The organism is Providencia sp. PROV122, assembly GCF_028482365.1.
GTDB classification, from domain to species: domain Bacteria; phylum Pseudomonadota; class Gammaproteobacteria; order Enterobacterales; family Enterobacteriaceae; genus Providencia; species Providencia stuartii.
In genome coordinates this window covers 32,715-54,814 of sequence record NZ_JAMPQI010000025.1, presented here as the reverse complement: position 1 = coordinate 54,814, position 22,100 = coordinate 32,715, and the positions used below count along the sequence as shown (strand labels likewise).

Genomic DNA, 22,100 nt, shown 5'->3' with positions numbered 1-22,100 from the left:
GGGAGAGATAAAGTTTAATCCCTTATTTAGGGCGGCTTATTTTTTCAAATATGGGTTATTTCAATAGCAATAGATAGATTAAAGAATTATTAGTAAGAAATTTATCAAAGCCCTCATCTATTTCATACCTTACCTTCCATCACTTCCCTTCTTTTCCCATTTTCTCTATTTTTGGCGGATTCCAGCCAGCATTACTAGTACTTAGTATCTTTGTCTCTGTATAGGATATAAATAAAAATTCTAATAAATATTGATGTTTATAATTGAATAGTTTTTATCATAATATAAATAGAATCATACAGTTATAACCATGCTATATATAGCAATCAAATTGTACCAAATCTAATCACTTGAAATAATTTCAATTAGTGTTGAAAGACTCGACAATGATGGCAACTTTGGTTAGATTATTTAGCATTCTAGAAGTCTAAACGTATAAATGTATAAAAGGGGAAGATGATGCCAATTCGTTTACCTGATGAGTTGCCAGCGGTAAATTTCTTACGAGAGGAGAATGTTTTTGTCATGACAACGACAAGAGCAAGCCTTCAGGAGATCCGTCCCTTGAAAGTGTTACTACTCAATTTGATGCCTAAGAAAATTGAAACTGAAAATCAATTTTTACGTTTACTGTCGAACACACCGCTACAAGTTGATATTCAGTTACTGCGAATTGATCAGCGTGAATCTAAAAATACGCCTGCGGAACATCTGAATACCTTTTATTGTGACTTTGAGGATATCCAAGACCAGAATTTTGATGGATTGATTGTGACTGGTGCTCCTTTAGGTTTAGTGGAGTTTTGTGATGTTGCTTATTGGCAGCAAATAGAAAAAGTGATTCATTGGGCGAAAGATCATGTGACCTCGACTCTATTTGTTTGCTGGGCGGTGCAGGCTGCATTGAAAGTGCTTTATGATTTACCTAAATGGACACGGGAAGAAAAGCTATCTGGTATTTATCAGCATGATACGCTTGAGCCTTTTGCCCTATTAACCCGAGGATTTGATGGATCTTTTTATGCGCCTCATTCACGCTATGCTGACTTCCCTGAATCATTGATCCGCAAACATACGGATTTGGATATATTAGCTAGTTCACAAGAAGCGGGGGCTTATCTATTTGCATCTAAAGATAAGCGATTAGTTTTTGTTACAGGTCATCCTGAATACGATGCGGATACCCTCGCTCAAGAATATTGGCGCGATGTTGATGCTGGAATTTCGCCAAATATCCCCTGTAATTATTTTAGGGAAAATAATCCGGAAAAGGATCCCATTATTACTTGGCGTAGTCATGGGCACCTACTTTTCTCAAATTGGTTAAATTATTATGTGTATCAGATCACACCTTTCGATCTTAGTCATATGCAGCCGACGTTAGATTAAAAAACCACCTATCTACTGCCAGATACGCTTATAACAACGTATTCGCCTAGTGTAATGATAAATTACAGCGATTTTATTTAAGTTGAATCCTAATTAAAGAATTTAAGCAGCCCTGATGAGGCTGCTTTTTTTGTTTTTTAGTAAATGATTGTTATTTTTACAACACATTGATTTAACTTAACTTTAACATCTTTTGTTGTGAAAAGGGAACCTGTAATCATAATTAGAATCTTGTTAATTTTATTATATATCAATATGTTGTGTTTAAATTAAAATAAAATGGAAACTGTTTTTGATTTATTTTTATTTTGAGTTAGTCTTAATTTATCGGCAGATATGAGAGAGGATCGACCAATGGATCAGCAATTATCAGCATCAACATTAACATTTACTAAGAGTTTTAATCAGCAAGATAGCAAGGTGCTAACGACTGAAGCTATCGCGTTTCTTTCTGATCTGGCAGAAAAGTTTTCCGCTAAAAGAGATGTGCTATTGAAAGAAAGGCAAGTTAGACAACAGAAAATAGATTCTGGCATGTTGCCTGATTTCATTTCAGAAAGTGATTCCATTAAAAAGGCTGATTGGAAAATTCAAAATATCCCTGGGGATTTGCGTGATCGCCGAGTTGAGATCACTGGCCCTGTAGAGCGTAAGATGGTGATCAATGCGCTTAATGCCAACGTTAAAGTTTTTATGGCTGATTTTGAAGATTCACTCTCCCCTTCATGGGATAAATTGATCGATGGGCAAATTAATTTAAGAGATGCGGTTCGAGGCGATATTTCGTATACCAACGAAAATGGAAAGGTTTACCAATTAAAATCTAACCCTGCTGTATTAATCGCGCGTGTTCGTGGTCTGCATTTAGATGAAAAACATGTTTTGCTCGATGGTAAGCCAATCCCCGGAGGGTTATTCGATTTTGCGCTCTACTTTTTTCATAACTATGAAGCGCTACTAGCAAAAGGAAGTGGCCCTTACTTCTATATACCCAAACTTGAGTCTTGGCAGGAAGCTCAATGGTGGAGTGATGTATTTAGTATGGCCGAAGACTCTGTTGGTTTACCACGAGGAACGATTAAGGCCACCGTACTTATCGAAACACTGCCAGCTGTTTTTCAGATGGATGAAATCTTGTATCACATGCGCCAGCATATCGTTGGTCTAAATTGTGGCCGTTGGGATTATATTTTCAGTTATATCAAAACATTAAAAGAGCACGCAGATAGGGTATTACCTGATCGCCAAGTCGTGACCATGACACAACCTTTTTTAAGTGCTTATTCTCGGTTGCTGATTAAAACTTGCCACCGTCGAGGGGCTTTTGCAATGGGGGGGATGTCTGCCTTTATTCCAAGTAAAGATGCACAAGAGAATAAAGCTATTTTAGAGAAGGTTAAAGCTGATAAGGAATTAGAAGCCCGTAATGGTCATGATGGCTCATGGGTTGCACACCCTGGGTTAGCAGACACCGTCATGGCGGTTTTTAACCAAGCACTGGGCGAACACCAAAACCAATTACACGTATCGCGCGATTCAGACGAAGAAATTACCGCTCAGCAGCTATTGCAGCCTTGTGATGGCGAAAGGACGGAAGCGGGTATGCGAGCGAATATCCGAGTTGCAGTTCAATATATTGAAGCATGGATATCTGGAAATGGTTGTGTACCGATATATGGCTTAATGGAGGATGCTGCAACGGCAGAAATTTCTCGTACCTCTATTTGGCAATGGATCCGCCATGGTAAGTCGCTTTCAAATGGTGAAAAAGTCACTAAAGCCCTCTTTGAAGAAATGTTAGATGAAGAATTACAAGTCATTCAAAAAGAGCTTGGTGATCAGAAGTTCCAAAGTGGTCGTTTCCGTGAGGCCGCTGACTTGATGCGAAGAATAACAACGCAAGATGAACTCATTGAGTTTTTAACAATACCTGGTTACCAATTTATTAATTAAACACGATTAAAGCCATTCCGATAGGCCCTACTTAAATTATAAGGAATACGAACATGACGATATCACGCGCAGAGCAGATTGCCCAATTAGAGAATGAGTGGAAAAAAGCACGTTGGGAAGGGATCACTCGCCCTTATAGTGCTGAAGAAGTGGTGAAGCTGCGTGGTTCAGTTAACCCAGAACATACTCTAGCGACCAGAGGAGCACAAAGGTTATGGGATCAACTCCATGGCCATTCTAAAAAAGGTTATGTGAATGCCTTAGGTGCCTTAACGGGGGGACAAGCATTACAGCAAGCCAAAGCGGGAATTGAAGCTATTTATCTTTCTGGCTGGCAAGTGGCAGCGGATGCGAACACGGCATCAAGTATGTACCCTGACCAATCGTTATACCCGGTCGATTCGGTTCCTTCGGTCGTGAAAAAGATAAACAACACGTTCCGTCGGGCGGATCAAATTCAATGGGCTAATGGGATTGGGCCAGAAAATAAGGAATACATTGATTTCTTCCTCCCTATCGTTGCTGATGCTGAAGCGGGATTTGGTGGGGTGCTAAATGCCTTTGAACTAATGAAAGGTATGATTGAAGCGGGAGCTGCTGCGGTACATTTTGAAGATCAGCTCGCGGCGGTTAAAAAATGTGGTCATATGGGTGGAAAGGTACTAGTACCAACCCAAGAGGCGATACAAAAGTTAGTTGCGGCTCGTTTAGCAGCGGATGTGTCGGGAGTACCAACGATTTTAATCGCGAGAACGGATGCAGACGCCGCCGATCTTTTAACGTCGGATTGCGACCCGTATGATGCCGAATTTATCACAGGGGAAAGAACCAACGAAGGCTTTTTCCGTACTAAAGCGGGCATTGAGCAAGCCATTAGCCGTGGGCTCGCTTACGCGCCATATGCTGATTTGGTCTGGTGTGAAACATCAAAACCTGATTTAGAGGCGGCTCGCCAATTTGCCGAGGCGATCCACGCGAAATACCCGGGTAAATTACTGGCTTATAATTGCTCACCTTCCTTTAACTGGAAGAGAAACTTGGACGATGCGACGATTGCTCGCTTCCAAGATGAGCTTTCAGCGATGGGTTACCGCTTCCAGTTTATCACATTGGCGGGTATTCATAGCATGTGGTTTAACATGTTTGATTTAGCTCATGCGTATGCACAAGGTGAAGGTATGAAGCACTACGTAGAGAAAGTTCAGGAGCGTGAGTTTGCTGCGATTGATAAGGGTTATACCTTCTCTTCGCATCAGCAGGAGGTGGGAACGGGTTATTTTGATAAGGTAACGACTGTGATCCAAGGTGGAACATCGTCAGTCACTGCGCTGACAGGTTCGACGGAAGAAGAGCAGTTTTAACCAGAAACTTCTTTCATTAAGCCGCGCATATTTTTCTTTTGTTCATATGTATCTGTTTTTTGTTTTACCGGCACTTTCGAGTGCCGTTTTTTGTCAGGAGCTACTATGACACTATCGACTGAACAGATAATTTCTCAAACCATTTTACAAGGTTTTGATGCTCAGTATGGTCGTTTTTTAGAGATTACATCAGGTGCACAGGAACGATTTGAACGGGCAGATTGGCATGCTATTCAAGATGCGATGAAACAAAGAATACAGTTGTATGACCACCATGTAGGGTTAGTCGTGGCTCAGTTACAATTTATGGGTTTGGTTCAGTCATTAACGCCAGAAATGCTTTCGAATATTAAACGGGTATACACGGCATTGTTACCGCATTACCCGCGTTTTGAGATTGCAGAAAGTTTTTTTAATTCGGTGTATTGTCGTTTGTTCCAGCATCGGGAACTGACGCAAGACAACTTATTTATTTTTACCTCTCAGCCAGCTCGGCGTTTTAGTGACCTGCCTAGGCCATTAGCTCGAGAATATCCGGTTAAAGACAGTTTGTTTAATGTACTGGAAGAAGTGCTAAGTGCATTGCCGCTACGTTTGCAGTGGCGCTCTTTAAGTTGGGATGTGCAATGCATTGTTGAGAGCCTAATAGAACGATTCCCTAATATTCGCAATGAAACGGTTACTTTCCAGATTGCGAATGAATTGTTTTATAGAAATAAGGCAGCGTGGCTGGTGGGAAAATTGGTCATTAATAATGAAGTTCACCCCTTTTTATTACCTATTCATCATGACGCTGACCACAAAATTTATGTTGATACCTGTTTAACGGGGTTTGATGAAGCCAGCATCGTCTTTGGTTTTGCTCGCTCTTATTTTATGGTTTATGCCCCATTTCCAGCCGCATTGGTTTTTTGGTTACGGGAAATTTTACCGAGTAAATCTATTGCTGAACTGTATATGGCAATTGGCTGCCAAAAACATGGAAAGACGGAGTACTATCGTGAATATCTGGCTTTTATTAATTTTTCTCGAGAACAGTTCACGATAGCGCCTGGTGTGAAGGGAATGGTAATGTTGGTATTCACTTCGCCTTCTTTTGATCGCGTATTTAAATTGATTAAAGATGAGTTTGCTCCACAAAAAGAGGTCACGAGGGAACGTGTACAGGAGTGCTATCGGCTTGTTAAAGAACACGATAGGGTTGGGCGAATGGCGGATACCCAAGAATTTGAAAACTTTATTATTGAAAAGCGTTATATCAGTGATGAACTGATGGCGGAATTACTTAAGGAAGCCCCTTCCCTGATAGAAGATTTAGGCGACAAAATATTGATCCGTCATTTGTATATGGAACGGAAGATGACGCCATTAAATATTTATATGGATGAGGCTGACGAAGCGCAATTACATCATGTGATTGATGAGTATGGTCAGGCGATAAAACAGCTAGCGGCAGCAAATATTTTTCCAGGCGATATGTTATTTAAAAATTTTGGTGTGACACGTCATGGCCGCGTTGTTTTTTATGACTATGATGAAATTTGCTATATGACCGAAGTAAATTTTAGGAAGATCCCTGAACCTATGTACCCAGAGCAAGAACTTTCGGGGGAGCCTTGGTACAGCGTGGGAGAGCAGGATGTTTTTCCAGAGGAGTTTGCGTTATTTTTATGCCAAGACCCTAAAATACGCGGTTATTTACAGAAGCGGCATGCCAACTTATTTACGGCAGAATATTGGCAAGGCTTACAAAATAGGATCCGCAGCGGCTATATCGAGGACGTCTATGCTTATCGAGAAGATTTGCGCTTTAGTTTACGTTTTGGACAGGAGCCAATGCAGCGACTTAGTGGCTGAGTTAAGCAAATAGAGCCACAGTATTGGGATACTCTGGCTCATATTGATATATCAAATTTAATTATTGCTGAGCGCCTTTAATCGCTTCTTCTGCCAATTGAGTGATTCGTTGATAATCACCGGCTTCAAGGGCATCTTCTGGCACTAACCATGAACCACCGATACATAATACACTTTTCAAGGCGAGGTAATCGCGGTAGTTAGCTGGCGATATTCCACCCGTTGGACAAAATTTAACTTGTGAGAAGGGGCCGGCAATTGCCTTTAATGCTTTTACACCGCCATTGGCTTCGGCAGGGAAGAACTTAAACTCTTTTAAGCCATAATTCATACCGAGCATTAATTCTGAAACGGTTGATATACCTGGAATTAGAGGGATACAACCTTTTGTTGCTGCACTGAGTAACTCTTCGGTAAGACCTGGGCTAATAGCGAATTGGGCGCCAGCCTCAGTGACGGCAGTGAGTTGTTGAGCATTAATCACAGTGCCTGCTCCGATCATCGCCTCGGGCACTTCATTGGCAATAAGACGAATTGCATCAATGGCACACTCAGTACGCAGTGTCACTTCAAGTACTCTAATTCCCCCTTTTACCAGTGCTTTTGCGAGAGGAACCGCCTGTTCAAGTTTATTGATCACAATGACGGGAACGACAGGGCCTGCATTGAGTACATCTGCAGCAGCTAACTTCCAATTATGCATAATCTTTTCCTATTCACTGAAGGAGTTAAAAATCGAGACTACAAGCCCCTTCTTCGGCACCCGAGAAGTGGTTTCTTAATGCACTAAAGAGCTCTCGACCACAGCCTGAACGTTGGGCTCTTAAATCTGGTTGATAAGCCTGACGAGCGGCGAGTGTTGGTTCATCGACTCGCAGAGTCAATTCACCCGTTACACCATTCACACGAATGATATCGCCATTTTCCACCTTAGCCAGTAAACCGCCATTATGTGCTTCAGGGGTGACATGGATGGCCGAAGGAACCTTACCTGATGCGCCGGATAATCGACCGTCTGTTACTAGTGCAACTTTATAACCTCTATCCATAAGAACCCCTAATGGAGGCATGAGTTTATGGAGTTCAGGCATACCATTTGCAGATGGGCCTTGGAAACGGACAACAATGACGCAATCACGATCTAATTCCCCAGACTCAAACAGCGGCAAAATATCGTGTTGATTATTGAAGACGACAGCAGGAGCTTCAATGATTTGATTCGCTTCCGGTATTGCGGAGGTTTTCATGACGGCGCGTCCTAAATTCCCCGATAAAACTTTTGTACCACCATGATGGGAAAATGGCTGATTAATATCTGCGATGACGTTCAAGTCAAAGGAGGTATCGGGGCCGTCACGCCACGCTAAATGACCGTTGTCTAGCCAAGGCTCCATGGTGTAGCGTGAGAGGCCATCACCAGCAACAGTATGAACGTCGTGATGGAGTAATCCTTTGGATAAGAGCTGGCGGATAAGGAGAGGTACTCCGCCTGCGGCTTGAAATTGATTTATATCTGCTTGACCATTGGGGTAAATGCGGCAGATTAATGGGATCACTGCTGATAGCTCAGAGAAATCATCCCAATTAATGATGATCCCTGCTGCTCGTGCAATAGCCACTAGGTGCATAGTTAAATTAGTTGAACCGCCAGTTGCAAGTAAGGCGATAATACCATTCACAATGACCTTTTCGTCAATTAATTGGCCTATTGGCAGGTAATTACCTGATTGTTCGGTTAAACGAGTAATTTGGCGTGCTGCTGCCTCGGTTAAGGCGTCGCGTAAGGGGGTATCCGGCTGAACAAAAGAGGCCCCCGGTAAATGTAGCCCCATAACCTCCATGACCATTTGGTTAGAGTTTGCGGTACCGTAAAAGGTACAGGTGCCAATACCATGATAAGAGGCAGCTTCAGCTTCTAATAGCGCGTTTCTATCTACTTTGCCTTCGACATATAGCTGGCGGATGCGGACTTTTTCTTTATTCGGTAACCCTGTTGTCATTGGGCCGGCAGGAACAAAAATAGCGGGAAGGTGACCAAAGGACAAGGCACCAATCATGAGACCGGGCACAATTTTATCGCAGATCCCAAGGTATAACGCGCCGTCAAACATATTATGTGAAAGGCCAATTGCGGTAGACATTGCAATCACATCACGGCTTAGCAGAGACAATTCCATGCCATCTTGCCCTTGAGTTACACCATCACACATTGCAGGCACGCCGGCGGCAACTTGCCCAATAGCACCCGATTCGAGTAACGCTTTTTTCAGACGCTCAGGGTAATGGTCATAGGGGCGGTGAGCTGACAGCATATCATTATAAGAGTTAATGATCGCAATATCAGAGCGAGTCATGCTTTTGAGGATCTTCTTATCTTCAGGTTGGCAGGCTGCAAATCCATGAGCGAGGTTACCACAAGCAAGTTCTGCACGATGAACGGTTGTACTACGTGCTTGCTCAATTTTGTGTAGGTAATGCTCTCTTGTTTTTTTTGAGCGAGCGATAATACGTTTGGTGATCCGCATTATTTCAGGATGAACGGAGGAATAACCGTTCTCTATCTTATTGGAATTGCTCATAATTACTAACCTCATCACAGAGACTTTTTATCTACCAACACGCATTTATCAAATAAGGGCGCTGAAGAGACTTTATTTGTTTAGCGATATGTTACTGGTAACATTGTTAATTGAAACGTATAGAGTTGCAATGGATCGTGGACAGATTTCGAAGTATCTGTGATCTGAATCAAGATTACTTGACTTGTTGATTGAGGGAAAATTGTGCTGTTTTCGATTAATAGGCTGAATTTTGTGAATGATTTGTGGTCTAGTAATAGGCTTACACATTGATTGAGAAAGAAGGTCTATAGTCGGGGATTCATGCTAAAACGGTTTATTGCAGTGGCATTACTGTTCACATCGTCTTTAACATATGCAGAGACGGTATTGGAATCAGGCTCGCTATCAATACTCAATGATATTCAGCAACGTACAAAAGGACTGAATGAAGAGCAGCGGGTTAAAGTGATAACTGAAACATTGCTAGGCACGCCTTATAACAGTCACACGTTGAACGCTTCTTTTTCGGCGAAAGAAACGTTGGTTATAAATTTAAAATCAATGGATTGCATGACTTTTATTGAATATACAGAAGCATTTAAAAGATCAGAGAATTATGATGATTTTATTCATAATCTAAAAAATATCCGTTATACGCAAGATAATATCTCCTATGTGAATCGACGGCATTTTTTCACCGATTGGTTGTATCAAAACGACGGTATGGTGTTTGATATCACCCAAACCATCAGCCCTAACGCAGTTCAGGTGTATAAAAATCTTAATTTAAAAAGTCATGGGCAGCGCTTTATTCAAGGTCTACCGGTAACGAAACGCGTAGTCAGCTATATACCGACAGAGTATATCGATGAGGCTGTGTTGGATGCGCTACAGACAGGGGATTATATTGGGATTTATGCTAATCGGGCTGGGCTAGATGTAAGTCACGTTGGGATTGCTATTCGTCAGGGCGGTAAAATTTATTTTAGAAATGCTTCCTCATTAAAACTTAATTTGCAAGTTATGGATATAGAGTTAATGCGCTATTTGCGTGGTAAGGCTGGGATCATTGTCGTCAGATCCACAGTAGACTCATCGACCGGATATTAGGGGATTACTTCAAGTTCTGATATCGCCATTAGTTAAATTTACAGCTTTAAATATATCTTTATGGAGCTGACTGTATTCAATTTGAATTGGATTTAATTTAATATTTAATTCATAAATTATGATCTACCTCATATTATGGATTGTTGTTACTCATTTTTCAGGAATTCTAAATATTGTTTAAAGTGTCTAACTATTTCTAGAGTTATTTAAAGTGTAAATAGTTATTAAAATATTAAGTATAAATAATTAACTATAAAACTAATTGTAGGCGTGATAAAAATAAAAAAATGATTAAAAAGCAATGAATTGCTTTTTTAAAAAAGGAATAAATTCGTTTAATAAAATGAATGATAACTATTAACTATCAATATGTTAAATTTTGATTGCTGATAACTATTTTTAAAGAGGGGGGGAAATTCTATAATAGTTGGGCTAATAAAATAATATTATTTCCTTTTCTAGGAGAGGGATATGGCGATAAAAAAAAGAGAAGATGTGTATGCTTTATTAGGTCACCATTTGCGTCAAGCAAGAATGAAAAGAGGATTATCTGGTCACGAATTAGCAAATATTATTAATTTAAGTCAGCAACAAATCTCGCGTTATGAGCGTGGCGTAAATAAATTGAGTTTAGATAAACTTATTGAAATTATTGTATTTTTAGATATCGATGTTAAAGATATTGTGAGGATTATTACGACAGAAGTTGAACATGAGAAGCGAACTTTCTATACATCAATAGAATAGGAAATTTATTTGAGATTAGGAGGTCTGACGAGATTCTCTAATTTATTAGAGGAATTTTTAGGCTGTTCTGATAAAGACTAAAACTTTGTTAATAATTTTAATCTAATATAGTCAATGTGACTAGTTATCAACGCGTAATATGTGTTCGAGCACCTCTATGGGTAACTGGTATTAAATTATCGGTTACCCACTCAAACTGTAAAATATACTAATATAATTGGTAAATATATCACTCAAGGTATGCTTATTTACCTTAGTCATCCATGACTCTTTCGTTATACATCGGATAAATAATCGCGATTGAAGGTCAACTTATATCTGAACTATCAAGACTAGATAAATAAACATGTGGTTTATACTTAATAAAGTATTCCGATTGATTATTTTTTATCAGATTAATTATAAACTATTCTAAAATTAATCATCTATCATATCAATTTTTGATAATTTGATTTTAAAGAAACCAGACCGTTTTCGTATTTTTACCCTTTTATTAGGTTTTGGTTTTAACTATTAACCAAATAAAGGCTATATTTGATTAAAGTAAAATAGTAACTAGATTGATAATGGTAACCTAAACCAATGAATTAAACTTATGCTAAATTCTTTTGAAAAAATTAGAGATAAAATAATCAACCCATTTAAGGTAAGGATGCCGTGCAGGCTATAAAGCATTTTCCGTGTATATGATAGCCTGAATCGAACGGTTAAAATGCTCAAAATAACGGTTACGCATTTTGGCTTAAGCATGGGTAAAAAAGGTATTTCAATCGTTTTTTTTAATATGGATAATGCCCTATTTTTCTTGGCGATTTAGCTTAGATAATCGTCTATTTTTATTTTGTGTATTCTTTGTAAACAAATAAATAGGTAGAATGCCTGTCAATTTAACATAGGGGCTATAAGGACAGATTGAATGATCCGTTATTTATTAATTCTAATGGTTTTTATTATTTCAGGTTGTTCAACGCTGTCACCACGGCAGGGATACTATGTTGATAATCGCTATCCGTCACGCAATACGAGTGAAAGGGTCCAATATGTGGTTTTGCACTATACAGTGTCTGATGACAATCAATCTATCTATCTGCTCACTAAAGGTAATGTGAGCTCCCATTATCTGATCCCAAGTACTCCCTCACAGGAAAATAATAAGCCCGTGGTATTACAGCTAGTGCCGGAATCGCTAAAGGCATGGCATGCTGGTGATAGTCATTGGCTAAATAGCAGTAATTTGAATGATACTTCAATTGGTATTGAAATTGTGAATTCAGGTTTTTCCACGGATCAGAATGGCCGTAAAATATGGGCTCCTTTTAATCAGTCGCAAATTTTAGCTTTAATCCCGTTAGTGAAAGATATTATGCAGCGTTATAATATCCCTGCGCAAAATATCATCGGGCATAGTGATATTGCGCCATTACGCAAAGAGGACCCCGGTAGAGCCTTTCCATGGGAAGAATTGGCGAAACAAGGCATTGGCGCATGGCCTGATGCTGCGACAGTAAAAGGTTATTTGTCGAATAGAGGGAAAGACGAGCCGAGTAATGTGCTATTGTTACAGAAGGCGCTAAGGTTTTATGGCTATGCGGAAATTCCGCTATCAGGGGAGCTGGATGGGCAGACGCAACAGATCATTAGCGCATTCCAAATGCATTTCCGTCCACGGAACATTGATGGAAAAGCCGATGCTGAAACTGAGGCAATTGCGTTAGCGCTTATTGAAAAGTACCGTGATATGCCACGTTTCTTATCTACAAATTCATTTACGCATCCACAGGTTCAGCATATAACTAATTAATAACATTATTTTTATAGGTTAGCGGATCGCGCCATATTCACGACTGATCTCTTTGGCGGCTTTGATCACCATAGCGCCGAGTTCAGTCACCCGATCGTCGGTGATCCGTGAAAGTGGCCCTGAAATAGAGATGGCAGCAAACGCCTCTTTGTGTTCATCATAAATACATGCGCCAATGCACCTGAGTCCTAAAGCGTGCTCCTCATCATCATAAGAGAACCCTTGTTTTTTCGCTTGTTGCAGGTTTTCTTTAAGGGCAGATGGCGTCGTTAAAGTATAAGGTGTATAGGCGTGAAGCCCTTTTTTACTCAATAGTGGAATGAGTTGTTCTTCCGGTAAGTTGGCGATAAATGCTTTACCTGCACCGGAAGCATGCAGAGGAAGTTTCCCACCGATAGGGGCAGACATGCGCATTAAAGCATTACATTGCACTTGGTCGACAATGACTGCGTCGAATTCACTATGGTCAAGAATAGCAAGGTTGACGGTCTCACCGGACTCTTCCATTAAACGACGTAAAATAGGGTGAACTAAGGCCAGTAGGTTACGACTTTCAAGGAAGCTGCTCCCAATAATAAACGCATTAGAAGCAATCACCCATAAGCCGAGATCGCCAGTCTGACGGACAAAACCGTGTTGTTCGAGTGTCATGAGCAAACGGTGGGTTGTGGAGTTAGGTAGACCCGCTTGTAGAGCAAGGTCGGTCAACGCAATCCCTCCCGTTGATTCAGAAATATATTCCAAAAGGGTTAGCCCACGACTTAATGACTGGACTTGACCTGCCGCAGGTGCTCCACTTGCCGGCCCCTTTGCCTTTTTTATTTTTTTACTGATTGATGCAGTCGCCATTAAGTCTCTCCTGACTGGAATGAATTTTTGTTTCTATTATGGATGATTTCACCTCAAAATACTCATCGGATCAGTGAAAAATTAGATCTTATGCAACCTGAGAAACTCTCATCATGAGGTGGAATTCTCAACGTAAAAATTATGATAGGATGAATGTGGCACTAATTTAACTTATGACTTTGGTTGTTGTTTTTTAGGAGGCAGGGAAAGTGGTTTATAAAATCAGTATGTTAGAACAAGAATTACAAAAAAGGATCTTAGTACTGGATGGCGCAATGGGGACGATGATCCAGCGCCATAAGCTAACCGAAGAACAATTCCGTGGTGAACGCTTTGCGGATTGGCCTTGTGACCTCAAAGGAAACAACGACCTCCTTGTTTTGACTCAGCCTGAAATTATCCGCGATATTCATGATCAATACTTTGCGGCTGGGGCAGATATTGTTGAGACAAACACATTTAACTCAACAACGATTGCGATGGCAGACTACAAAATGGAATCGTTGTCTGCCGAAATAAATGAAGCCGCTGCACGTATCGCCCGTGAATGTGCCGATGAGTGGACACGTAAAACACCGGAACAGCCACGCTATGTTGCTGGTGTGTTGGGACCGACTAACCGCACAGCCTCGATCTCCCCTGATGTTAACGACCCCGCATTTCGGAATATCAATTTTGATCAATTAGTTGAAGCCTATCGTGAATCAACGCACGCCTTGATCAAAGGGGGTGTCGATCTGATCATGATCGAAACAATTTTTGATACGTTAAATGCAAAAGCGGCGATCTTTGCGGTTGAAACAGAATTTGAAGCCTTGGGAGTGACTCTGCCGGTTATGATTTCGGGAACGATCACCGACGCGTCTGGGCGTACCCTATCGGGGCAAACTACCGAAGCTTTCTATAACTCATTGCGTCATGCTAGACCTTTATCCTTTGGTCTCAACTGTGCTTTAGGGCCAAATGAATTGCGCCAATATGTGTCTGAACTATCGCGTATTGCGGAGTGCTATGTCAGTGCACACCCTAACGCAGGCTTACCCAATGCTTTTGGCGAATATGATCTCGATGCACAAAATATGGCGGAACAAATTCGTGAATGGGCACAAGCAGGCTTTTTGAATATTGTCGGGGGATGTTGTGGTACGACACCGTTGCACATCAAAAAAATTGTTGAAGCCGTTAAAGGAATTGCGCCGCGCGCCTTACCAAAGTTACCTGTAGAGTGCCGTTTATCAGGGCTAGAACCACTTAATATTGGCAAAGACTCGTTATTTGTTAACGTCGGCGAACGTACGAATGTGACGGGATCGGCGAAGTTTAAACGTCTCATTAAGGAAGGAAACTACCAAGAGGCATTAGATATTGCTCGCCAGCAAGTGGAAAACGGCGCACAGATTATCGATATCAACATGGATGAAGGGATGTTGGATTCGGAAGCGGCGATGGTGCGTTTTCTTAATTTAATTGCTGGCGAACCTGATATTGCCCGTGTTCCCATTATGATCGACTCTTCAAAATGGGATGTTATCGAAAAAGGGCTGAAATGCATTCAAGGCAAAGGCATTGTGAACTCAATTTCGATGAAGGAGGGGGAAAGTGCCTTTATCGAACATGCCAAATTGGTGCGTAAATATGGTGCCGCAGTCATTGTGATGGCATTTGATGAGGTAGGCCAAGCCGACACCCGTGAACGAAAAATCGAAATTTGTCGTCGTGCCTATCACGTATTGACTGACACGGTCGGTTTCCCTCCAGAAGATATTATTTTTGATCCAAATATTTTTGCCGTCGCGACAGGTATTGAAGAACATAATAACTATGCTGTCGATTTTATTGAAGTTTGTCAGGATATTAAGCAGCAGCTTCCACATGCGATGATCTCTGGTGGTGTCTCTAACGTGTCGTTTTCATTCAGAGGCAATGATCCCGTTCGTGAAGCGATCCATGCTGTGTTCCTCTATTATGCTATCCGTAATGGCATGGATATGGGGATTGTCAATGCGGGGCAGTTAGCTATCTATGATGATCTGCCTAAAGAGTTAAAAGATGCGGTCGAAGATGTGATCTTAAACCGCCGTGAGGATAGCACTGAACGCCTGTTGGAATTAGCGGAAAAATATCGTGCATCAGGCAGTGAGGAGCAGCAAGTTCAACAGGCTGAATGGCGCTCTTGGGCTGTCGAAAAGCGTTTAGAATATGCGTTAGTTAAAGGGATCACCGAATTTATCATCCCAGATACGGAGGAGGCGCGCCAACTCGCAGCAAGCCCTATTGAAGTGATTGAAGGGCCATTGATGAATGGGATGAATGTCGTGGGTGACTTGTTTGGTGAAGGGAAAATGTTTTTACCACAGGTTGTTAAATCCGCTCGAGTGATGAAACAAGCAGTTGCCTACTTAGAACCTTATATTCAGGCACTTAAACAATCAGGTAGCAGCGCGGGTAAAATTTTATTAGCGACCGTTAAAGGTGATGTTCACGATATAGGTAAAAATATTGTCGGCGTCGTTTTACAGTGTAATAACTATGAGATTGTTGACTTGGGCGTGATGGTACCTTGTGAAACCATCTTAAAAACAGCCCGTGAGCAGAATGTTGATGTTATTGGCCTTTCTGGGTTAATTACGCCTTCGTTGGATGAGATGGTCCATGTGGCTAAAGAGATGGAGCGCCAAGGCTTTACAATCCCTTTGATGATTGGGGGAGCGACAACATCAAAAGCTCACACGGCAGTAAAAATAGAACCCAATTACAGCCACTCAGTGACATATGTACAAAATGCATCGCGCACTGTAGGCGTGGTTTCCGCGCTACTTTCCGCAACACAAAAAGCGGAGTTCGTTGCTCGAACTCGCCGTGAATATGAAATCGTTCGTGAGCAACATGGACGTAAAAAACCCAAAACCCCGCCAGTCTCCCTTGAAATTGCTCGCGCTAACTCAGTGAAAATTGATTGGCAAAATTACCAGCCACCTGTGCCACGTTTCCTTGGTGTGAAAGAGGTCAAAGCATCGATTGAGACATTACGTCATTATATTGATTGGACGCCTTTCTTTATGACATGGTCGCTCGCGGGGAAATATCCACGCATCCTAGAAGATGAGGTGGTCGGTGAAGAGGCGCGTAAATTACTAAAAGACGCGAACAACATGCTAGATCAACTCGCGAAGGATAATGCCCTGACGCCAAGAGGCATATTTGGTCTATTTCCTGCAAACAGTGTAGGGGATGATATTGAAATATATCGTTCCTCGGCTCGTGATAGTGCAGATGTTATCGCTCTCAACCTACGTCAACAAACAGAGAAGAAAGAGTTTCCTAACTACTGTTTATCTGACTTTGTCGCCCCTAAAGCCAGTGGAAAAGCGGATTATATTGGTGCTTTTGCGGTTACGGGGGGGTTAGAAGAAGATGCCCTTGCAGATGGATATGAACAGCAACATGATGACTATAATAAAATTATGTTGAAGGCGTTAGCTGATAGGCTTGCGGAGGCATTTGCGGAATACTTGCACCAGCAGGTGAGAAAAGAGTATTGGGGTTATGCCCCTGACGAGGATTTGCCGAATGATGAGCTGATCCGTGAAAAATATCAGGGGATCCGACCGGCGCCGGGGTATCCTGCTTGCCCTGAACATACCGAAAAAGCCAAAATTTGGCAGTTATTAGATGTGGAAAATCAAGTCGGTATGCAATTAACCAGTTCTTATGCAATGTGGCCTGGAGCGTCGGTTTCAGGTTGGTATTTCAGCCACCCTGAAAGTAAATATTTTGCCGTCGCTCAGGTGCAGCGGGATCAGGTCGAGGACTATGCAAAACGTAAGGGAATGTCAGTCAGTGAACTTGAAAGATGGCTCGCACCAAATTTAGGCTATGACCCAGAGGATTGAATTTCCGGAGGGTCGGCACCATCTTATCAGTAAGACACTTAAAGAGGCTGAACGATGAGCTACGAATTTATTATTGAAGATAGGCTGCCGAACACGGCAGTTTATCCTTATAAAATCCAAAACAGTGCGGCACCTGAGACATTTTTCATGAGTGAAGATCTGGTGAGCGCCATGATGAGTATTTTGCAAATCATGGATAAGCTTGATACCGATGAGATGTTAGATGACCACTGTTTCAATCAAATTTGGCTAAAAAGTGAATTGACACCGGCTCGTGCGGAGGAGATTTATCTTTATTTAGAAGATGCACAAATGGTTGAGCCTGTTCCTTCACAAGAAGAAATTGACGCATTCCACCAAGCACAACGCGATGAAGATAAATTATTATCGAAAGAAAGCCCGAAAGAGGGAATGATCCCTGTGCATAAGTTTGCCACCAATGACGGTTGGTTGGTCACCATGAAAGAGTGTGGTTGGATAGCTGAAGTTTTCTCCCCTGAATTAATCGGGGAAAACCAATTTGTTGTGTCACAAATAGCGAACCTATGTAAGGTCAGCCATGAAATGCTGGAATCCATGCTAGTGGAATGGGGGAAATTTAATTTATTCGCAAGCAAACATGGCGGTTATCGAGTCAACTAATCCCCTGTAGGTGGTGAACGGTTTTTCACCACCTAAAATATGCCTAAATATTCTATTATTCGTTGCTGATTTTAGGAGCTGAACGCTTATGCTTTTCCATGAGGAGTGTTATGTTATAAGCATAATGCTGGCGAATGGATTGATTGAATGAATTTACGACCCTTAATATTTTTGCTTTGTTTAGGCAGTGCTGCTTTTGTGCAGGCTAATTCCAAGGAAACATTATCGGTACAAGGAAAACAGCAACCGCCAGCTTCTCTTGCCACACCCCCTGAAAACCTTCCTGTCGAGTTTACTCATAAATTAAAAGAAGCTGAGTCTGGTGATATTGATGCCATGCTCAATATTGGCCTTGTTTATATGGATGGTACTGATTATTTATCTCCTGATGCAGATAAGGCTTTCATTTGGTTTAAAAAAGTCTCTGATCGCGGCAGTGCCGATGGTGACTATTATTTAGGGCTTTTAGCACAACAGCAGCAAAAATATGCAGAGGCAGTGCGCTGGTATCGGAAAGGGGCAGAAAAGGGTGACCCTGATTGCCAATATAGTTTAGGTTTTTTGTATGAGCGCGGCTTAGGCTTGGAGCAAGATTATAAACAAGCTAAAGCATGGTATACGAAGTCCGCCGAACAAGGGGGCGCGTATAGCCAGTTGGCGTTAGGTATGTTTTATTACGATGGCTTAGACGGTGAGGTTGATTATCAAAAAGCCAAAATGTGGTATGAAAAGAGTGCACAGCAGGGAGTGGCTGCGGCAGTCAATAACTTAGCTGTCTTATATGAAAAGGGTGAAGGCGTTCAGCAGGACGAGGAAAAAGCCATTGATTTGTATCGACAAGCAGCAAATATGGGTTCAGCAATTGCACAAATGAATATGGGGGATCTCTATTATGAAGGCCACCGTTTGATTGAAAAGAACCCGTATCAAGCGATGTATTGGTATAAGCGTGCTGCATCACAGGGGTATACAGATGCACTGTTTGTGATGGGGCGGGGCTATGAAGAGGGTGATGGTGTAGGCAAAGATCTTGGCAGTGCCTTTGAGTGGTATTTGCTAGGCGCCAATAATGGTTCTGTTCCTGCTGCAATGAAAGTCGCGGAGTTTTACGAAAAAGGGTTAGGCGGTGTCAAAGCCAATCATGGAAAAGCCATTGAATGGTATATGAGCATGGCCGAGGATGATATTGTCGAAGCACAAACAAAACTCGCTGAATTGTATATTGCAGGGCAACTCCCTGAGATAGATATTCAAAAAGTGGTGAGTTGGCTACAAGCCTCAGAGCAGGATGATATCCAATCAAAAAATCAATTGGCCATTTTTTACTTAACGGGAAATGGGGTAAAACAAGATGCGCGAAGAGCGCGGGAATTATGGCAACAATCCGCGTTTCAAGGCCTCAGTGATGCACAAAATAACCTTGCCGTCATGTATGCCAAGGGGCTTGGTGGCGATAAAAATATCTTTCGAGCCATCATGTGGTTTGAGCGGGCGAGTCAGCAGGATGATACAACAGCACAAAAAAATTTAAGGTTGTTAAAAGAGAATGCAGCGGTGACAGCAGCGATGTTGGAGTACACGGCAAATGTACAAAAGGCGATGGCTAAGATAAAGGGAGGTGATGAATGATAGCTGAATTGATGGTCGCATATGTACTCGCGGCAACATTGCTAACAATAACACCAGGTATTGATACCGCACTAATTTTAAGAACATCAACGGTTCAGGGAACACGAACGGCCTTTGCCGCCGCGGCAGGAATTGGGTTAGGGTGTTTGGCGTGGGGGGCTATGGTAGCCTTTGGTTTAGGCGCACTGATTGCCGCCTCTGAACTCGCTTACTCTATTTTAAAATGGTGTGGTGCTGCCTATTTGTGTTGGCTTGGTGTTCAAATGCTATTGAAACCGAGAAACCATTTTTCAGGTAATAACGCGACATCCACCAAGCAACAAAATTGGTTTATGCGAGGCTTTTTGGGCAATTTACTTAACCCAAAAGTAGGTATTTTCTATGTCTCATTTTTACCGCAATTTATCCCTGCCGGAAAAGATGTAGTGATGTGGACATTTTTGCTGGTGGGGATCCATGTCATTTTAGGGATTATTTGGAGTGGCTTGTTGATTGGTGCTACCCGCCCCCTATCGACATTATTTAAAAAACCGGCGGTAATTCGCTGGATGGACAGAACAACAGGGCTAATTTTTATTATGTTCGCGGCTAAATTAGCTTTCTCTCGCCGATAAAGTCAAAGGCGCCCTTTATCTAAGAGCGCCTGTCTTCTCAGTAAAGTGAGCCGTTATTCAAATAGATTTGAATGCAGAGTGCGCACTATCTCTTCCGCGTCATTACCTGGTACCAGTAGGCAGATATTATGGCTGCTGGCACCGTAGCTGATCATTCGGATATTGAAGGATTCTAGCGCCCCAAAAATTTGTTTGCCGAGGCCATTTACTTGCGACAGTTCGTTACCAATGATGGCCACTAGCGCTAAGTTTTCTTCTACTTCTACGCGGCATAGCGCTGATAGCTCTGTCATCAGTGCGTTGGTGAGTAAGCTACCATTTGTACCTGTAGAGCCAGTGGTGTCTAATGTGAGGGCTACGCTCACCTCGGATGTGGTGATCAAGTCAACGGAAATATTGTGACGTAATAAAATCGTGAATATTTCAGCTAAGAAGCCTCGAGCATGCAGCATTTTTAGGCTATGTAACGTGAGCAGTGTTTGTTTACGGCGCAGTGCTAACGCTCTAAATTGAGGGGCATTCGCGGTTTTATCACACACTAAGGTTCCGCCAGCTTGTGGCTCTTTACTGGAGCCAACAAAAACAGGGATCCCAGCACGTACCGCAGGTAATAGCGTTGCTGGATGCAATATTTTAGCGCCAAACGTTGCCATTTCCGCGGCTTCGTCAAAAGCAATTTCATCAATACGCTGTGCTGCGGGTACGACGCGTGGATCTGTCGTGTAAATACCAGGAACGTCTGTCCAGATATCAACACGTGCTAAATTGAGAACTTCAGCCAATAATGCCGCGGTATAATCGCTACCGCCACGGCCAAGTGTTGTTGTGCGTCCTTTGCTATCTTGCCCAATAAAACCTTGTGTAATGACTAAAGAACCCTGTAGGCGAGGGAGCAAGTGTTGTTGGGCCGACTCTTTTAATTGCAAAAGGTCGGGTTCAGCGCGACCAAAGTTTGCATTTGTTTTCATTACTTTGCGCACATCAAACCATTGTGAGTTAGCCCCACGCTGGCGGAGGACTTCAACAAACAGCAAAGTCGACATAAGTTCACCGTGACTCACCATTTCATCGGTGAGCGCATCGGAAGTTGCCAGAGAAGCGGAATCTGCCAAATGAGCAATATTATCTAATAAACGATTAATCTCTTCGCGAATTACTTCCGCATGTTGTAAATGATCAATAATCGCATATTGGATCTCTTTAACTTTTTGCAGTAGCTGATTACGTTTGTCGGCATCGCAACCTTCGGCAAGCTCTATCAACAAATTAGTGATACCCGCAGAAGCAGAAAGTACCACTACGCGGACATTATTGTTCGAAAGAACAACGTCTGCACTTTTGTTCATGGCTTCAAAATTAGCGACACTTGTCCCCCCAAATTTGGCGATAACGTACGGATTATTTTCTGGCAAAGAGGCTACTGCATTCATGGTATCAATCCCTTTTGGCAATCTATTTTTTATATAGAAATATCGGGTTAGGCCGATGCCGTCAATGAAGAATCGATGCAAATCAGTAATTCTAATGATGACTAATTTATTATCGCTTTTCCCGATGGCTGTAATAAGCTCTGGAAAAATTGCAAAAAATTGCCCAATATCATAAGGATTGCAAGAACGCAGGAAAGTGATAGGTCAAGATGACTCGGCGAGTTACAATTATTTTTATTTCAAATATTTTGGAGAGTGTTATCC

At 41.9% G+C, this 22,100-nt stretch carries 15 protein-coding genes; 11 read left to right on the top strand and 4 right to left on the bottom strand.

Translation table 11 applies throughout. From position 1 onward, the window contains the following. Positions 1-459 precede the first annotated feature (459 nt). The 4 genes from metA to aceK all read left to right on the top strand — a co-directional run bounded on the left by metA (position 460) and on the right by aceK (position 6,560). A complete protein-coding gene (gene metA, locus PSE69_RS16600) occupies positions 460-1,389 on the top strand; it encodes a homoserine O-acetyltransferase MetA (RefSeq protein WP_014656942.1) in 930 nt (309 codons plus the stop codon). 354 nt (positions 1,390-1,743) lie between these two features. Further along, positions 1,744-3,342 (top strand): malate synthase A, encoded by a 1,599-nt coding sequence (gene aceB / locus PSE69_RS16595; RefSeq protein WP_053110124.1) that lies wholly within the window; start codon positions 1,744-1,746, stop codon positions 3,340-3,342. Between the two features lie 53 nt (positions 3,343-3,395). Continuing rightward, the gene (gene aceA / locus PSE69_RS16590; RefSeq protein WP_004925881.1) at positions 3,396-4,703 is read left to right on the top strand and encodes an isocitrate lyase; all 1,308 of its coding nucleotides are present in this window, start codon (positions 3,396-3,398) and stop codon (positions 4,701-4,703) included. A gap of 105 nt (positions 4,704-4,808) precedes the next feature. Next, positions 4,809-6,560 (top strand): bifunctional isocitrate dehydrogenase kinase/phosphatase, encoded by a 1,752-nt coding sequence (gene aceK, locus PSE69_RS16585; protein ID WP_004925884.1) that lies wholly within the window; start codon positions 4,809-4,811, stop codon positions 6,558-6,560. Between the two features lie 61 nt (positions 6,561-6,621). Here the strand turns inward: aceK and PSE69_RS16580 are convergent, their stop codons facing one another. Then, positions 6,622-7,263: a bifunctional 4-hydroxy-2-oxoglutarate aldolase/2-dehydro-3-deoxy-phosphogluconate aldolase gene (locus PSE69_RS16580; RefSeq protein WP_004925885.1), complete on the bottom strand. Its 642-nt coding sequence runs from the start codon at positions 7,261-7,263 to the stop codon at positions 6,622-6,624. A 25-nt stretch (positions 7,264-7,288) separates the two neighbouring features. After that, a complete protein-coding gene (edd, locus tag PSE69_RS16575) occupies positions 7,289-9,085 on the bottom strand; it encodes a phosphogluconate dehydratase (RefSeq protein ID WP_404824050.1) in 1,797 nt (598 codons plus the stop codon). A 357-nt stretch (positions 9,086-9,442) separates the two neighbouring features. Between edd and PSE69_RS16570 the strand changes: the two genes are divergently transcribed. The 3 genes from PSE69_RS16570 to PSE69_RS16560 all read left to right on the top strand — a co-directional run bounded on the left by PSE69_RS16570 (position 9,443) and on the right by PSE69_RS16560 (position 12,779). Beyond that, positions 9,443-10,231 (top strand): N-acetylmuramoyl-L-alanine amidase-like domain-containing protein, encoded by a 789-nt coding sequence (locus PSE69_RS16570; protein ID WP_004925887.1) that lies wholly within the window; start codon positions 9,443-9,445, stop codon positions 10,229-10,231. 471 nt (positions 10,232-10,702) lie between these two features. Beyond that, positions 10,703-10,978 (top strand): helix-turn-helix domain-containing protein, encoded by a 276-nt coding sequence (locus tag PSE69_RS16565; protein WP_004925889.1) that lies wholly within the window; start codon positions 10,703-10,705, stop codon positions 10,976-10,978. Positions 10,979-11,894: 916 nt separating this feature from the next. Continuing rightward, positions 11,895-12,779: an N-acetylmuramoyl-L-alanine amidase gene (locus tag PSE69_RS16560; protein ID WP_014656937.1), complete on the top strand. Its 885-nt coding sequence runs from the start codon at positions 11,895-11,897 to the stop codon at positions 12,777-12,779. Positions 12,780-12,797: 18 nt separating this feature from the next. Here the strand turns inward: PSE69_RS16560 and iclR are convergent, their stop codons facing one another. Then, complete coding sequence (gene iclR, locus PSE69_RS16555) at positions 12,798-13,628, bottom strand: glyoxylate bypass operon transcriptional repressor IclR (protein ID WP_004925895.1); 831 nt, start codon at positions 13,626-13,628, stop codon at positions 12,798-12,800. A gap of 227 nt (positions 13,629-13,855) precedes the next feature. On the opposite strand from iclR, the gene metH reads away from it, so the two are divergent. The 4 genes from metH to PSE69_RS16535 all read left to right on the top strand — a co-directional run bounded on the left by metH (position 13,856) and on the right by PSE69_RS16535 (position 20,406). Continuing rightward, on the top strand, positions 13,856-17,521 hold the full coding sequence (metH, locus tag PSE69_RS16550) for a methionine synthase (RefSeq protein ID WP_121875170.1): 3,666 nt from the start codon (positions 13,856-13,858) through the stop codon (positions 17,519-17,521). A 54-nt stretch (positions 17,522-17,575) separates the two neighbouring features. Further along, positions 17,576-18,163: a hypothetical protein gene (locus tag PSE69_RS16545; protein WP_004925899.1), complete on the top strand. Its 588-nt coding sequence runs from the start codon at positions 17,576-17,578 to the stop codon at positions 18,161-18,163. A gap of 147 nt (positions 18,164-18,310) precedes the next feature. Next, complete coding sequence (locus PSE69_RS16540; RefSeq protein ID WP_004925902.1) at positions 18,311-19,792, top strand: tetratricopeptide repeat protein; 1,482 nt, start codon at positions 18,311-18,313, stop codon at positions 19,790-19,792. Next, on the top strand, positions 19,789-20,406 hold the full coding sequence (locus PSE69_RS16535) for a LysE family translocator (protein ID WP_004925905.1): 618 nt from the start codon (positions 19,789-19,791) through the stop codon (positions 20,404-20,406). The genes PSE69_RS16540 and PSE69_RS16535 overlap by 4 nt, the downstream gene beginning before the upstream one ends. Positions 20,407-20,459: 53 nt before the next feature. Here the strand turns inward: PSE69_RS16535 and lysC are convergent, their stop codons facing one another. Next, positions 20,460-21,836: a lysine-sensitive aspartokinase 3 gene (lysC, locus tag PSE69_RS16530; protein ID WP_004925907.1), complete on the bottom strand. Its 1,377-nt coding sequence runs from the start codon at positions 21,834-21,836 to the stop codon at positions 20,460-20,462. Positions 21,837-22,100 lie beyond the last annotated feature (264 nt).